Origin of the sequence: Collinsella sp. AF08-23 (assembly GCF_003479805.1) — a bacterium.
Classification (GTDB): domain Bacteria; phylum Actinomycetota; class Coriobacteriia; order Coriobacteriales; family Coriobacteriaceae; genus Collinsella.
This window is the reverse complement of record NZ_QUHV01000019.1, coordinates 17,747-31,527: the sequence shown is the minus strand read 5'-3', so window position 1 is coordinate 31,527 and position 13,781 is coordinate 17,747. Positions and strand designations below refer to the sequence as shown.

The 13,781-nt window shown below is 60.9% G+C and carries 11 protein-coding genes and 2 tRNA genes; 12 read left to right on the top strand and 1 reads right to left on the bottom strand.

Going from position 1 to position 13,781, the window contains the following annotated elements; all coding sequences use genetic code 11:
* Nucleotides 1-329 precede the first annotated feature (329 nt).
* The gene (locus DWV48_RS08950; protein WP_118654447.1) at nucleotides 330-2,738 is read left to right on the top strand and encodes a glycoside hydrolase family 3 C-terminal domain-containing protein; all 2,409 of its coding nucleotides are present in this window, start codon (nucleotides 330-332) and stop codon (nucleotides 2,736-2,738) included.
* 74 nt (nucleotides 2,739-2,812) lie between these two features.
* On the opposite strand, the gene DWV48_RS08945 is transcribed toward DWV48_RS08950, so the two are convergent.
* Nucleotides 2,813-3,364, bottom strand: coding sequence for a bifunctional nuclease family protein (locus tag DWV48_RS08945; protein ID WP_118654446.1), 552 nt, complete (start codon nucleotides 3,362-3,364; stop codon nucleotides 2,813-2,815).
* Nucleotides 3,365-3,579: 215 nt separating this feature from the next.
* On the opposite strand from DWV48_RS08945, the gene DWV48_RS08940 reads away from it, so the two are divergent.
* From DWV48_RS08940 to DWV48_RS08890, 11 genes are all read left to right on the top strand, one after another.
* Nucleotides 3,580-3,656, top strand: a tRNA-Ile gene (locus DWV48_RS08940).
* A gap of 63 nt (nucleotides 3,657-3,719) precedes the next feature.
* A tRNA-Ala gene (locus DWV48_RS08935) sits at nucleotides 3,720-3,795 on the top strand.
* A gap of 57 nt (nucleotides 3,796-3,852) precedes the next feature.
* Entirely contained in the window at nucleotides 3,853-4,308 is a 456-nt protein-coding gene (locus DWV48_RS08930; RefSeq protein ID WP_118654445.1) for a hypothetical protein, read from the top strand.
* A gap of 202 nt (nucleotides 4,309-4,510) precedes the next feature.
* Nucleotides 4,511-6,340, top strand: coding sequence for a translational GTPase TypA (gene typA, locus DWV48_RS08925; protein ID WP_118654444.1), 1,830 nt, complete (start codon nucleotides 4,511-4,513; stop codon nucleotides 6,338-6,340).
* A 190-nt stretch (nucleotides 6,341-6,530) separates the two neighbouring features.
* Nucleotides 6,531-7,388 carry a hypothetical protein gene (locus DWV48_RS08920; RefSeq protein ID WP_233546254.1) on the top strand — a complete coding sequence of 286 codons (858 nt, stop codon included), beginning with the start codon at nucleotides 6,531-6,533 and terminating at the stop codon, nucleotides 7,386-7,388.
* A 121-nt stretch (nucleotides 7,389-7,509) separates the two neighbouring features.
* Nucleotides 7,510-8,103 (top strand): iron-sulfur cluster assembly scaffold protein, encoded by a 594-nt coding sequence (locus DWV48_RS08915; RefSeq protein WP_118654443.1) that lies wholly within the window; start codon nucleotides 7,510-7,512, stop codon nucleotides 8,101-8,103.
* A gap of 221 nt (nucleotides 8,104-8,324) precedes the next feature.
* Nucleotides 8,325-9,050: a 4Fe-4S binding protein gene (locus DWV48_RS08910; protein ID WP_118654442.1), complete on the top strand. Its 726-nt coding sequence runs from the start codon at nucleotides 8,325-8,327 to the stop codon at nucleotides 9,048-9,050.
* Between the two features lie 12 nt (nucleotides 9,051-9,062).
* Complete coding sequence (locus DWV48_RS08905; RefSeq protein ID WP_118654441.1) at nucleotides 9,063-11,309, top strand: aldehyde ferredoxin oxidoreductase; 2,247 nt, start codon at nucleotides 9,063-9,065, stop codon at nucleotides 11,307-11,309.
* Nucleotides 11,310-11,333: 24 nt separating this feature from the next.
* Nucleotides 11,334-12,008 carry a cytochrome c3 family protein gene (locus DWV48_RS08900; protein ID WP_118654440.1) on the top strand — a complete coding sequence of 225 codons (675 nt, stop codon included), beginning with the start codon at nucleotides 11,334-11,336 and terminating at the stop codon, nucleotides 12,006-12,008.
* 140 nt (nucleotides 12,009-12,148) lie between these two features.
* The gene (locus DWV48_RS08895) at nucleotides 12,149-12,415 is read left to right on the top strand and encodes a TIGR03905 family TSCPD domain-containing protein (protein WP_118654439.1); all 267 of its coding nucleotides are present in this window, start codon (nucleotides 12,149-12,151) and stop codon (nucleotides 12,413-12,415) included.
* Between the two features lie 5 nt (nucleotides 12,416-12,420).
* Nucleotides 12,421-13,668, top strand: a complete 1,248-nt coding sequence (locus DWV48_RS08890; RefSeq protein ID WP_118654438.1) for a hypothetical protein — start codon at nucleotides 12,421-12,423, stop codon at nucleotides 13,666-13,668.
* Nucleotides 13,669-13,781: the final 113 nt, after the last annotated feature.

The window sequence follows — 13,781 nt, the reverse complement described above, 5'->3', positions numbered from 1 at the left end:
CCCCCCGCCGAAATACGCAAATGCGGGGATAAAAGGCGAAGGTGGAAGTATAGGAGAAATGCATCAATTCCCTGACCTGCATGTTTTTCATCCTGGGAACCGCATATGCTCTGCAGATCCCGAGATTATCCCCGCATTTGCGTATTTCCGTGCGCCTCGTGGCTCCTGAGGGTGATTTTGCGTACGGACCCGGCATCCCTTCGTGCCTTAAGCGTCGCCAGGGGGCGACGGCCCCGCCCTCCGCGGGAAAGGGTGCGCGCTTTCGCGCCGGGTGTTCATACGTGGGTACAAGGTTTCTGTGGTCGACAGGCGCGGGGGAGGCCGTGGGGATGACGCTCAAAGAAAAAGCGCGGGTGCTGGCCGGCGCATCGCATTGGCGTACGCACGCACTGCGTGCATGCGGCATCGAGTCGCTTGTACTTTCCGACGGTCCGCACGGTCTGCGTAAGCAGGAGGGGAACGCTGACCACCTGGGCATTGCCGAAAGTCGTCAGGCAACATGTTTTCCCACGGCCTCGGCGCTCGCGTGCTCGTTCGACCCCGATCTCGTCCGGCGTGTTGGCGCGGCTATTGGCGAGGAGGCCCGCAGGCAGGGAGTCGACGTAGTCCTCGGGCCGGGGGTGAACATCAAGCGTCACCCACTATGTGGCCGCAATTTTGAGTATTTCAGTGAGGATCCCCTGATATCCGGCGAGTTGGGTGCCGCTATGGTGTGCGGCATCCAAAGCAAAGGAGTCAGCGCATGCCTTAAACATCTGGCTGGCAATAGCCAGGAGCACGCACGCATGGTCTCCGATTCCGTTATCGACGAGCGTACGTTACGCGAGCTGTATCTGGCGCCCTTCGAGCGCGTTATTCGCCGGTCGCATCCATGGAGCGTCATGACGGCGTACAACAAACTTAACGGCGTGTATTGCTCCGAGCACGAGTGGCTTCTGCGGGATGTGCTTCGCGGCGAGTGGGGGTTTGACGGTGTAGTTGTGAGCGACTGGGGAGCCATGAGCTCGAGCGTCTCCTCTGTGCGCGCCGGTCTCGACCTGTGCATGCCCGGCCCCCGCGCTGATCACGCGCGCGCCCTGGTAGAGGCGGTCAACGCCGGAGAGCTGGACGAGCGCCACGTAACGGAGGCGGTCGGTCATATCGCGCATCTCTCATGTAGGGTTGATGAAGGACGCCGCGCCGTTCCCGCGAGTACGCTGCCCGATGAGGAGTTGTATCGATCCCATGCCGACCTTGCCCGGGAGGCCGCCTCGCAAAGCGCGGTGCTCCTTAAAAACGAGGGCGTGCTGCCGCTTGAGACTTCGCAATCGGTGGCGGTGATCGGTGCCTTTGCCCGCATGCCTCGCTACCAAGGTTCGGGCTCATCGCGCATCAATCCAAAGTTCATCGACAATCTGTGGTATCGATTGGGGCAACGGGGTTTTGCCGCGCGCTATGCGGACGGCTACGAACCGATTATGGGCGAGACGAGCGAGCGACTCCTGCGTGATGCGGAGCAGGCCGCAGCGCACGCGGATGTTGCGGTCGTGGTTGCGGGCCTTCCCGCGCGATACGAATCCGAGGGTTTCGATCGCAAACTCATGACCATGCCCAAAGGTCAGGTCGAGCTGATCGAGCGAGTGTGTGCGGTGAATCCGCGGACGGTGGTGGTGCTGCAGGGCGGCGCCCCCATGGAAATGCCCTGGCGCGACAAGCCTGCTGCAATTCTGCTTATGTACCTCTCGGGCTGCCAGGGCGGCGGTGCCGCCGTTGACATCCTTGCGGGTGATGTCAGCCCCAGTGGCAAGCTGGCGGAAACCTGGCCTATCTGTCTGGGAGACACCGCGCTGGGAGTAACGTATCCCGACATGGACCGCGAGGTGTACTATCGCGAAGGGCCATTTGTGGGATACCGATATTACGACGCGGCGAATATCGAACCGGCGTATCCGTTTGGCTTTGGGATGTCGTATACGTCGTTTGCCTACCGCGACCTCGAACTCACGCAGAGGTGCGTGCGCCTAACGGTGGAAAACACCGGAGCGTACCGCGGCGCCGAGGTAGTGCAGCTCTATGTGGCTCCCGCCCCCGGCGTGGTTCCATCTCCCTGCCCGCCGCAGCACCTGATTGCGTTTGAGAAGGTCGTGTTGTCGCCCGGCGAATCCAACCGCATCGAACTCGCTCTTGATGACGAGGCGTTTCGCGTTTGGGACGTGCAAGATCATGCGTGGCGCGTATGGCCCGGCGCATACGAGGTACGCGCCGCCGCCTCGAGCAGAGATATGCGCCTCTCGGGATGGATCGACGTTCCCGCACCGACGCCCCAAGGCGACGCTGGGGGTGCCACCTCAGTGGCTCCGGCCCTTCCTAACATGTATGCTCAACCTTATCCGGGATGCTTCACATCGTTGGGGGCGATTGCCGCATTTGAGGGCCTTTATAGCTCCCCGCTGCCCGTCCGCCCACCGGTCGTCCCGTTCACCGTCGATTCTACCGTTGAGGACATGGAAGCGAGCTGGCTCGGTCGCCGTATGTTTCGCATCATCGATTGGGTGATGGCAGATCCCACCAGCAAGATGGATCATATACAGCGCACCATGATGAAGGAGATGGCGGCAGACATGCCGCTGCGGTCGCTTACTACCAGCGGTGTACCGCTCGGCGCCGTTGAGGGGTTCGTGAACATGCTGAACGGGCGCTACCTCTCAGGGTTCATGCGGATCATTCACGCACTCGTCCGCAGCATTCGCGAGAGATGAGGAGACCGCACGACAAAGAAAACGGCCGAACCCGCATCGGGCTCGGCCGCCATGGTTGGGATGATGACCCAATCCTAGAAATCGTCGGGGCTCAGGTTTTTGACAAACTCATCGAAGCGCTCGATTTCCTCTTGCGACGACTGCTCATCGCGCGCGGCTTGGTACGAGATGCTTCCGGCGCGGTTCATGACATCGTCTTCAACGTAAATGGGTGCGTTTGAGCGCGTGGCGAGGGCGAGGGCATCGCTCGGACGGGCATCGAGTTTAATCTCGCGCACGCCATCGCCTTGCTCCGACACCTTGGACTCCGCGGCATTCCCCGTGCACTCAAGTACGATGTCGGCATAAAACACAGGTGCATCCCAACGGTTGATCTCCACGCGTTCCACGCGGGCTCCCAACTCCTTAACGGTGTTGAGCAGCAGGTCGTGCGCTATGGGTCGCGGAGCCGCCTTGTCGGAGTCGATGCCATTGCCAATAGAGGCGGCCTCGTAGGCTCCGGTTTGGATGGACAGCGCTCGCAGGGGCGCATCGGCGGTGGCGCCGTTTTTGCGCTCGCGCAGGACGACGACGGAGGGCACCGGTCCCGAGGCCATGACGATGCTTTCGATATCGACGCGAATCATGCAAACCTCCAGATGTGCACGGCGAGTTGCGGACGGTGAACAGACATAATACCCAAATGTCGCGATGAAGCCAGACTCGATCGCAGTCCGTGTATTTGTTCACATTGGGGCCCTCTGAGCCCGTGGGAAATTCGCCCTCAAAAAGCCGTCCTCAAAAATAATGAAAAAAGGTGTTGACGCGCCTTTGGTGCCTGGGCTATATTAATCCCCGCGTTGGACCTGTAGCTCAGTTGGTCAGAGCGTCCGGCTGATAACCGGGAGGTCACAAGTTCGAACCTTGTCAGGTCCACCACCTCTTTCGCAATAAACACCCCAGCGAGAGCCGAGTCGCCGCTGGGGTGTTTATTACTACAGTGGGGGTTTAGCTCAGCTGGGAGAGCGCGGGCTTTGCAAGCCTGAGGTCAGGGGTTCGATCCCCCTAACCTCCACCATATGAACTGATGGGGCATCGGCATAGTCGGTGCCTTTTTGCTTTTAAGGAGCAGGTCATGGCAGACGAGATGAACGACGTGCAGCAGGACGAGGTTTCCCCCGAGCTCGATTCCATGGTGTGTGATCTGCTCGACGGCTATCTCAATGCACTTGCCGACGGCGAGGATCTCGGTGTGGTCCTCATTGCCGAGGATGCTCGTGCCAATCGCTATCAAGCTTGCTTTACCGAGGATGGCCCCGAGGCGTGCCTGGAGGGTGCCAAGCATTTTGTCGAGTCGAACGCGACGGGCATCCAGTCCGATCACGTTGGCCCGCTCGATCGCTACGCCATCGCCTACGCAGGTGGTGTGGAGCTCGACTGCGAGTTCCAAGATGCCATCGTCGTGAGCTTTTACCAGCGCGGCATGTCCCTGGGCTATTCGGCATATGTACTCTACGAGGGTGCCGGAACTGGTGAGAATTTCCGTTGGTGCGATCCCGAGCCTGCTGGCGAAGAGCCCCCGCTGTTGTAGGCCGTCTGCGCCACATCGCGCGGTGCAGGCGCCCCATTCTTTGTCACACTTATGTGTAGGGCGGCAAAACCGCTGGATACAACAGCTTGTGAGCGTCACAACAGATACAATACCGCCGTGCAAAAACCGATTACCGACTATGTTGGGCGCTTTGCCGGATGAAGGCTTGCGCATCGAAGAGCTAAAGGATAAGGGGAAGCCCATGCGCGTAGATAATCTGCGAGACATCGCCATCATCGCCCACGTCGACCATGGCAAGACTACTCTGTGCGACAAGTTGCTGCGCGCCGCCGGCGCCTTCCGCGCCAACCAGGAGGTGCAAGACCGCGTGCTCGACTCCAACGATCAGGAGCGCGAGCGCGGCATCACCATTCTCGCCAAGAACATCTCCATCGATTACAACGACGTCAAGATCAACATCATCGATACCCCCGGCCACGCCGACTTCGGCGGCGAAGTCGAGCGCGTGCTGCGCATGGCCGATGGCGCGCTGCTGCTCGTCGACGCTTTTGAGGGCCCGATGCCCCAGACCCGCTTTGTGCTGCGCCACGCCATCGACACCGGCCTCTCCATCATGATCGTCATCAACAAGATCGACCGTCCCGGTGCTGATCCCGAGAAGGCATACAACGATTGTCTGGATCTCATGGCCGACCTCGGTGCCACCGACGAGCAGCTTGAGTTCGCCATGGAGCACGTTGTGTACTGCTCGGGCGTAAACGGCTACGCCCGTCTCGACCCCGAGGACGGCAACATGGACATGTATCCGCTCCTCGACATGATCGTGAACGACCTCCCCGCGCCTGAGGTGGACATCGACGGACCGCTCGCCATGCAGTGCGTCACCATCGACCACTCCAACTTCGTTGGCCGCATCGGCATCGGCCGCGTGTACTCCGGCACTATCCACACGGGTGACCAGATTCTCGTCGTGAAGAACGATGGCGAGCGCAAGACGGCTACCGTCAAGCAGCTCTTCACCTTCGACTATCTGGGCCGTACCGAGTGCTCCGAGGTGAGCGCCGGTGACCTGGCGGCTGTGGTTGGCGTGGACAACACCGACATCGGCGACGTGTATACCGATCCCGAGAATCCCGTCGAGCTCGACCCCATCGAGATCGACCCGCCCACTCTGTCCATCGTGTTCGAGGCCTCCACGTCTCCGCTCGTGGGGCGCGACGGCGACATCGTGGGCGCTCGCCAGCTCAAAGAGCGTCTGTTCAACGAGCGCGAGAACAACGTGACCATGCGCATCGAGGAGCTGCCCGATAAGAGCGGCGTTGAGGTGAGCGGTCGTGGCATCCTGCATCTTTCCGTTCTCATGGAGACCATGCGCCGCGAGGGCTACGAGTTCCAAGTTGGTCGCCCGCGCGTTCTGTTCAAGAAGGATGAGAACGGTACCCTGCAGGAGCCCATCGAGCAGGCCGTCGTGGAGTGCCCCGACGAGTACGCCGGCAAGGTTATCGAGATCTTCGGCAACGCCGGTGGCACTATGACCGGCATGGAGACGGGCACGTCCGTCACTCACGTTGAGTTCCGCATCCCCACCCGCGGCATCATGGGTCTCAAGAACCGCATCCTCAACGTCACGCACGGCGAGGGCGTGTTCTACCACACCTTCCTCGAGTATGGCCCGTATGCCGGCGAGATCGGCGGCCGCAAAAACGGCGCCATGATCGCCATGACCACCGAGAAGGCCGTCGCCTACGCTTTGGGTACCCTGCAGGAGCGCGGTTCCCTGTTCGTTGAGCCGGGTACCGAGTGCTACGAGGGCATGCTCGTGGGCGAGCGCAGCCAGCCGGGCGACATGGTCGTGAACATCGCGCGCACCAAGAACCTGGGCAATCAGCGTTCTTCCACCGCTGACATCTCGGTGCAGCTTGTGCCGCCACGCACCTTCTCTTTGGAGGAGGCGCTTGAGTACATCATCGACGACGAGCTGGTCGAGGTCACCCCCAAGAACATTCGCATGCGCAAGCGCCTGCTGAACGCCACCGACCGCAAGAAGGCGGCGAACCGCGCCGTCAAGTAATCGAATAGTGCAATGGTGCAATTGAGGACGTACCCCAATTGCACCATTTTAGGTAGGCTTCGCGCCGGCCTGGCTTCATTCGCACGATAGGGGACGGGGCCGATTCACAGGTATGCTGGTACACTGGCATGCATATGGATCGGTCCCGTCCCTTTTCCATTACATGCGGGGCGGAGTTTTGAGGTGAGTCATGAGCGAGGAATTTGAGCCGGTAGAAGGGTGTGCGGGATGCGTTGCCAACACCGCTGTCGAGGATGCGGTTGCCGTCGAGGCTCCGCACTTCGCGCCGGGTGGATCCGACAGCGCCCCCTCATCCACGCCCAACGATGACGGTGAAAAGGACGTTGGAGCCCCTACGCCTGAGGGCCTCGCCGCTATTCACGCCCGCAACGATTGGTTGATTGCAGCGGACCAGGCCCTCGCCGACCTGCGCCGTCGGTCGACGGACGGCAAGCTCACCTCTCCCGAGCGCTGGGTGAAGCGCGCGTTCGCGCCGGCGGGCGTGGATGCGAAAGCGTTCGGGGACGAGCTGCTCTCCTATATTGAGGAGCATCCGCATGCAGAGGACTCCCCTGCAATCGGCAGGCGGGAAGTGCCTGTGGGGTATGATGATCGTCCCGAGCTCGATGAGCTGGGCCTGGATGATCCTCTACCCGAGCCCGACGTGACGGATATCGTGGTGCTGTACGGCAAGTCCGGGGTGTACCTGTACTCCAAGCCGATCATGTCCCACAGCTTTGCCCATGCACTGTTCAACACGGCGGAGGGGGATGACCTAGCGACGTTTGCGGATGTGATTCGCACGGAGTCTCGCGTGTATCCGCGGCCTACGGCGGCGTCTGACTTCCTCAACAGCCCTTACTTGTGGTCCGCCTCGAAGGTTACCGAGCTCTACGAGCGCGCGACAGGCGACGACGCGTATGCGGACATTGAGCTCACCACGACCAGCTTGAACGAGTCGTTCTTCTATTCCACGCGCCATCTGAGCCCTGCGCAGGGGAAGGCGTTGGCCGAATGGTACGGCGTGGAGAAGTTCCGCAATCCATAGGAGTTCGAGCCGCCTGCCGTGCCATTGGACGTGCCATTTGGGCACGCCTCCTCGACATGTGTACCAAACGACTTACCAAACGACTACGTCCCCGATTGGGAATGGGAGAAGGGAAACGTTTATGGCAAAGCGCCGTCTGACCGAGGACACACCGTTTTTGCGCACGCCCGACATGTACCAGATCGAGAACGACGCGCCCATCACGGAGTACTCCGAGCGTTCGCTCGACCTCATCGCCGATGCCAAAAACGGCGGCATCCCCGACGGGGCCAATGCGTTTTGCAGCGTGGGCAAGGAGAAGCGCGGCACGGTGCAGATGCAACTGTTCGCGCAGATCGACCCCGAAACCGAGACCTTCGTCGAGGTGGGCTTTCGCAGCCACGGCTGCCTCGCGGCCATCGCCTGTGCTACCGCGCTCGCCACGATGTTGCGCGGCAAGACGTTCGAGGAGGCACTCGCCATAAGTAAGGAGGACATCCTCGAGGCAGTGGGTGGCCTGCCGAATGGCCGCAAGTACACCCTCACCTACGCCATCGAGGCCGTGCGTGCCATCATCGGCGATTACCTGTTACGCATCAAGGGGTGCAACCTTGCCCAGCTCAACGAGGTTATCAGGTGCGAAAGCATGTGCCCTAACTGCCTGCTCACCGAGAATTGCTCCCTGCGCGACGAGCGTGTGGACCAGGAGCTGCGCGAAGTCGGAGAGATCGAGTAGCGCCACGCGCCGACACGGGCTGGTGTCCGAGTACGGTCGCCCTTCTCAGGTACGTAAGGACAATGCTCATTATTCTCCAAATAGAATAATGAGCATCTGCGGCTTAAACGCCTTATTCAGGCATAATTGAACGTGTCTGCATGTGCGCATTTTCGCCGCGCACAGTGCTTCAAGGTTCCGCGGGTGTAGCCTCACCCGTGAAGCAAATAGGGGAGGGAACTATGAAAGAGAACACCGCCATGGAGCAGGTCGGCTCCGGTGCGGATCGTCTCGACTCCTTCTTTACCCGTCGTGGGTTTGTGAAGGTGTCGGGCGCGTTCGTGGCTGGCATGGTGGCGCTGGGGTTGCTCCCGGATTCCGCCGCCGCGGCCCCCACGAGCTCAAAGGGCGAGGTCGATTACTACGCGACCCCGGCCCACGTGCTCAAGGTCAACCGTGCTCGCTGCACCGGTTGCCAGCGCTGCGAGATGATGTGCACCCTGCAAAACGATGGTGCATCTCAGCCCGCCGCCGCCCGCATCCACGTGCACGACGGCTTCAACTTCGGCTCCGACTGGGAGTCCTTCGACGGCATTTACTATTCCTGCGAGTGGCAGATCCGCGCCTGCCACATGTGCACAACCGCTCTTTGCCAGACGTCGTGCCCGCATGGGGCCATCATCACCATGGAGAACGGCACGCGCACCGTCGACCCCGACAAGTGTGTGGGCTGCGGTACCTGCGTCGCCGCCTGCCCGTGGCACATGCCCGTGGTGAACACCGAGACCCACAAGTCCACCAAGTGCATCGCCTGCGGCCGTTGCGCCGACCAGTGCCCCAACGGCGCTCTCGAGCTCATCAAGTGGGAGAACGTGAACCACTCCTCCGGTCCCACCCGTTCCGAGATCAAGTGGCCCTACGTCAGCGAGGTCCAGGACTTCGTCGGCGGCGGCAAGATCGCCCAGTAAAGGAGAAGCGCAATGGCTGAAACCTCTTACGGTTGGGCTGGCTGGATCGCCCGCGTCAACCTTACGAGCGGAGATATCACCGAAGAGTCCGATGTCGAGATGCAGAAGGACTACATCGGCGGTATGGGCTTCGCGAACAAGATCATGTACGACGAGGTCGGCCCCGAGGTCGATTGGATGGACGAGGAGAACAAGGCCGTTCTCGCCGTCGGTCCCTTGACCGGTTCCGGTGTGCCGTTGGCGGGCCGCTCCACCTGGGCGTCCCTGTCCACGTTCACGACTGACCATCTCGTGGTCGACATGCACTGTGGCGGTCAGCTCGGTGCCATGCTCAAGTACTCGGGCCACGACGGCCTGATTATCGAGGGCAAGTCCGACAAGCCCGTTTACATTTTCATTGACGACGACAAGATCTCGATTGAGGACGCCTCCGCCCTGTGGGGCAAGGGCACGCGCGAGACTACTGAGGCCCTGTGCAAGAAGCATGGTGCCGAGTGCTGCGTCGCAGCTATCGGCCCCGCCGGCGAGAACCTGCTGCCTTACGCCTGTGTGATGAATACCCGTTCCCACTCCGCCGGTGCCGGCCTGGGAGCCGTCTTTGGCGTCAAGAATCTCAAGGCCGTCGTTATCCGCGGCACCAAGGCGGTGCACGTGGCCGACCCGCAGATGGTCGCCGACCTTTCCGACTACATGATCGCCCAGGTCATCGGCTCCAACAACAACCACGTCGTCCCGAGCACCCAGCAGTCTTGGGCTGAGTACTACGACGCCGGTTCCCGTTGGACCGCCAAGAAGGGCCTTTATTGGGCTGCCGCCGAAGGTGGTCCCATCGAGACTGGCGAGCCCAAGCCGTTTGAGCCCAACACCATGGGATACCGCTGCATGAAGTCCACCAAGGACATGGGCCCCGCCGCCGAGAAGTACACGGTCAAGATGGCCGGCTGCCACGGCTGCCCCGTTCGTTGCTACGCACAGGTGCACGTGCCGTTCGTCCAGGAGAAGACCGGTTACGAGTCCCAGGGCAACACCTGCGTGCCCAACTTCCCCTTCACGGCCTATATGCAGTCCTTCCTCAAGGCCGAGGGGATCTACGAAGAGGATGGCAAGACCCTGACCGACCTCTCCGTGAACTACAACATGCTTATCTCCGCCACGGTCGATGACCTTGGCCTGTGGTGCAACTATGCCCAGCTCTACCGCGACTTGGCCTACACCTACTCCGCGGGCATCCTCGAGAAGCACGTTCCCGCCGAGCAGATGGCCGAGTACAACTTCGACGCGATTCTCCATGGCGGCGATCCCTCCAGCTTTGTGAAGATCCTGCTGGACATCGCTTCCAACGATACGGAGAACAAGCCGATCTCCTGGCTCGGCCACGGTCCCATCGTGTGGACCAAGGAGTGGGGCTGCGAGGATTGGTTCGACAACGCCAAGTCCGCGCTCATCAACTACCGCGGCTGGCCGGTCCACCACTCCATCGAGTGCTTCGGCCAGACTGGCGGTCTGTACAACATGATGTTCAACCGCGATGACATGATCCACTCCGCCGTCAACTTCCAGGGCTGCGGTCTGCCGCAGGAGCTCAAGGAGGAGATGGCTGCCGAGATGTGGGGCGAGGGCGCTATCGACGCCACCAAGGATTACACCCCCATGAACGAGGCTAAAGCCGAGTTCGCCTGGTGGAGCATCGTCACCGACGTTCTGCACGACTCCCTCGTCCTGTGCAACTGGGTATGGCCGATGGCCATGGCCCCCGCCAAGGAGCGCAGCTATCGCGGCGACCTGGACCTCGAAGCCCAGTTCTACACCGCGGTCACCGGCCAGAAAGTCACCATTGACGACCTGTACAAGGCTGGTGAGCGTATCATGACGCTCCAGCGCGCCAACACCGTGCGCGGCATGAAGGACAAGGACGGCAACGTGGGCTGCAACGACATGCGCAATGTCCATGATGTCATTACCGAGTGGGTCTTCGAGAAGGATCCGGATATCGAGCCCTTCACCCCTGGCACCGACAAGATGGAGCGCAAGGACTGGAAGAAAGCCCTTACCATGCTCTATAAGCGCTTTGGCTGGGACGAAAAGCTCGGCTGCCCCACCAAGGAGTGCCTGAACGACCTTGGCATGAGCGATATCGCCGAGGATCTTGAGTCGCGCGGTCTGTTGACCGAGGGTGGCACCTCGTACGACAAGCGCACGCGCACGTACGACCATATTCTTGAGAAGTACTGCGGCGACAACCCGGCGCTGTCTGCGTAGACCGTCTGATCTAGAGGAGCAAGTATGGCTGATGAGATCAAGGAGACGAGCGCGGCCGAGGCCACGCCCGAGACTCCCAAGAAGAAGCGCGATTGGAAGGGCAAGCGCCTGCCCATCGTGATTGCCGTCGTGGTGGCGGCGACCGTTCTCGGCGTTGCCGGCTGGGCCTGGCGTGCTACCCCCGGTTACTGCGACGCTCTGTGCCACAGCACCATGGGCAAGTATTACGACACGTTCGAGAATCAGACCGATTCTTTGGCGTATGCCCACAAGGCCGTTGTGAATGGAAAGTGCCTTGACTGCCATGAGAACACCCTGGGCACCTCTGCCCGCATGGTGCAGTCCCAGCTGACCGGCGATCACGATACGCCGCTCGCCAAGGTGACCTACACCAATGAGTTCTGCCTGCAGAGCGGTTGCCACGCTGGTGCCGGCATCATGCCCGGCGCGAGCGAGTCTTCCACGAAGGACCTCTCGTTTGATCCGCATAGCGATTACCACGGCGTACAGCAGTGCAATTCCTGCCACCGCATGCACGACCAGAGCGTCTTCACGTGTGCCGGTTGCCACCAGGTTGGTGCCTGGGAGGGCGAAGGTGGCATTCCCGAGGGCTGGAGCAAGGTTGACTTGGGCGACGGCCAGCAGGGTGCCGTGCCGGATGGCTGGACCACTCCATTCCTGTTCGAGGCTTCCGAATAGGGCACTCAACAAGAACGACCGAAAAGGGCGGGCCTTTAGGGTCCGCCCTTTCCATAACGATGACAAGATGGAGTCATGTTGCCGATACATGCTGTGTGGCATACTGGCAGCAGTGAAAAATGTTAGGGAAAGGCACCTTTGTGATCGATCTTGATTTCAAACCGCGCGGCGTGTGCGCCCGTATGATTCACGTGGAACTCTCGGATGATGGCTCGGCTATCGAAAATGTGGCGTTCGACGGAGGCTGCAACGGTAACCTCAAGGCCATCGGTAGGCTTGTCGCCGGCCAACCGGTCGATTCCATCGTCGAGCTTTTGCAGGGAAACACCTGCGGGCCGCGTAAGACCTCTTGTGCCGATCAACTCACGCTTGCCTTGCGCGAAGCACAGGCCAAGGTTCGGGCGTAGCTGCCATGAAAACTAGGGAGTACCATTTCGATTCGCGGACCGATCGCCGTGCCACTGCTTCTCGCAGCGTGAGCCGCCGAACGCTGTTCAAGGGAACTGCGGCCGCCGGAGCAGCGCTCACGGCAATATCCCTTGTGGGTTGTGGATCAGATGGCGGCGCTGCGAATGTGAGCGGTGAGCCGCAGGTCATCACTGACGACTCGAAGATCACCAACGTCACCGATGACTTCGAGGGGGTGGACAACACCCTGACCGCCCAATACGAATGGGACCTTCCCTTGGGCACTGTCCCGTTCCACTGCGAGGGGTCGTGGGCGGCACTGCTGGAGGCCCCGGCGAGCGCCCGCACGATCAACACGCTCGGCATCATTTCTCTCGCCAGCGGAAACACGTCGACTCTGGTGTCGGAACCGGTAGCGGGAAAGACCCATGCGTTCCACGATGTTCGCTGCTCGGAGCAGGTGTACGCGTGGGTTGAAATGGATTATGCGGCGGGAGCTTGGGTACTCATTGCCCAGGCACTCGAGAACGGGGTGCTTGTTGGAGATCCCGTTGAGCTCGACAAAGGCGACGCCGATTGGGAGCCGGCGCGTTTTACCGCAACGGGATCTTCGGTCATCTGGCAGAAAATGCCCTTTGCGACGGGAGCCAAGAGCTCGGAGTTCTCCCATTGCTACCTGTGGAACGTGGGAGACGAAAAGGGTGAGGACCTGTACGAGAGTCCCGGTCGATTTGCGACGTGGCCGCGTGTGAGCGACGGTTACCTCACCATCGCCCCCCGCGTCAATTCCGATGATGGTACATATTACGGGCTCACCGCGCTTGACCTGCAGAATAACAATAAGGTTGCCGCCCAGCTGGTCATGCCCGAAACGGTCAGTCCCTTCGAAGCTGTGTTCATGGGCGAAAGTTTTGCCTTTTCTGTCGAGGCGAACTACGGATACGGCGGCAGCCTGGGGAACATGGGCACGTTCATCGGCAACTCGGGTGGTCCGTTCGTATATTTGAGCCGCGAGCCGCTCGCCTGCGTCACGGGCAAGGGGAGTCTGTACGTCATCAAGGCCCAGTCCTCGCATTTTGTGGTCGACACAAGTGCCCAGACCTACGCAATCCTCACGGCCCCGGATAAGGCGCTTGATTTTGGCGACTATCCGGCAAGCGAGGGAACGACGGATCGTCTGGTGACGTATGCCACCGTGCGAGGTGACGACGGCTTACCGGCGTTGGTGCGTCTGCGGGTGTTCGCCCTGTAAAGCGGGCCTGCTGTCCAATGCCGCCCGCGCCAATGATTGAGCACTCCGCAGATTGGGCATACTTCGTTAAAGGTGTGCGCCATTTGTGTGCGCTAGAATAAAACGACGTTTGT

Excerpts from the sequence above, each read along its gene's own strand:
- DWV48_RS08950 (WP_118654447.1), top strand. The coding sequence starts at position 330 with ATGACGCTCAAAGAAAAAGCGCGGGTGCTGGCCGGCGCATCGCATTGG.
- DWV48_RS08945 (WP_118654446.1), bottom strand. The coding sequence starts at position 3,364 with ATGATTCGCGTCGATATCGAAAGCATCGTCATGGCCTCGGGACCGGTG.
- DWV48_RS08930 (WP_118654445.1), top strand. The coding sequence starts at position 3,853 with ATGGCAGACGAGATGAACGACGTGCAGCAGGACGAGGTTTCCCCCGAG.
- typA (WP_118654444.1), top strand. The coding sequence starts at position 4,511 with ATGCGCGTAGATAATCTGCGAGACATCGCCATCATCGCCCACGTCGAC.
- DWV48_RS08920 (WP_233546254.1), top strand. The coding sequence starts at position 6,531 with ATGAGCGAGGAATTTGAGCCGGTAGAAGGGTGTGCGGGATGCGTTGCC.
- DWV48_RS08915 (WP_118654443.1), top strand. The coding sequence starts at position 7,510 with ATGGCAAAGCGCCGTCTGACCGAGGACACACCGTTTTTGCGCACGCCC.
- DWV48_RS08910 (WP_118654442.1), top strand. The coding sequence starts at position 8,325 with ATGAAAGAGAACACCGCCATGGAGCAGGTCGGCTCCGGTGCGGATCGT.
- DWV48_RS08905 (WP_118654441.1), top strand. The coding sequence starts at position 9,063 with ATGGCTGAAACCTCTTACGGTTGGGCTGGCTGGATCGCCCGCGTCAAC.
- DWV48_RS08900 (WP_118654440.1), top strand. The coding sequence starts at position 11,334 with ATGGCTGATGAGATCAAGGAGACGAGCGCGGCCGAGGCCACGCCCGAG.
- DWV48_RS08890 (WP_118654438.1), top strand. The coding sequence starts at position 12,421 with ATGAAAACTAGGGAGTACCATTTCGATTCGCGGACCGATCGCCGTGCC.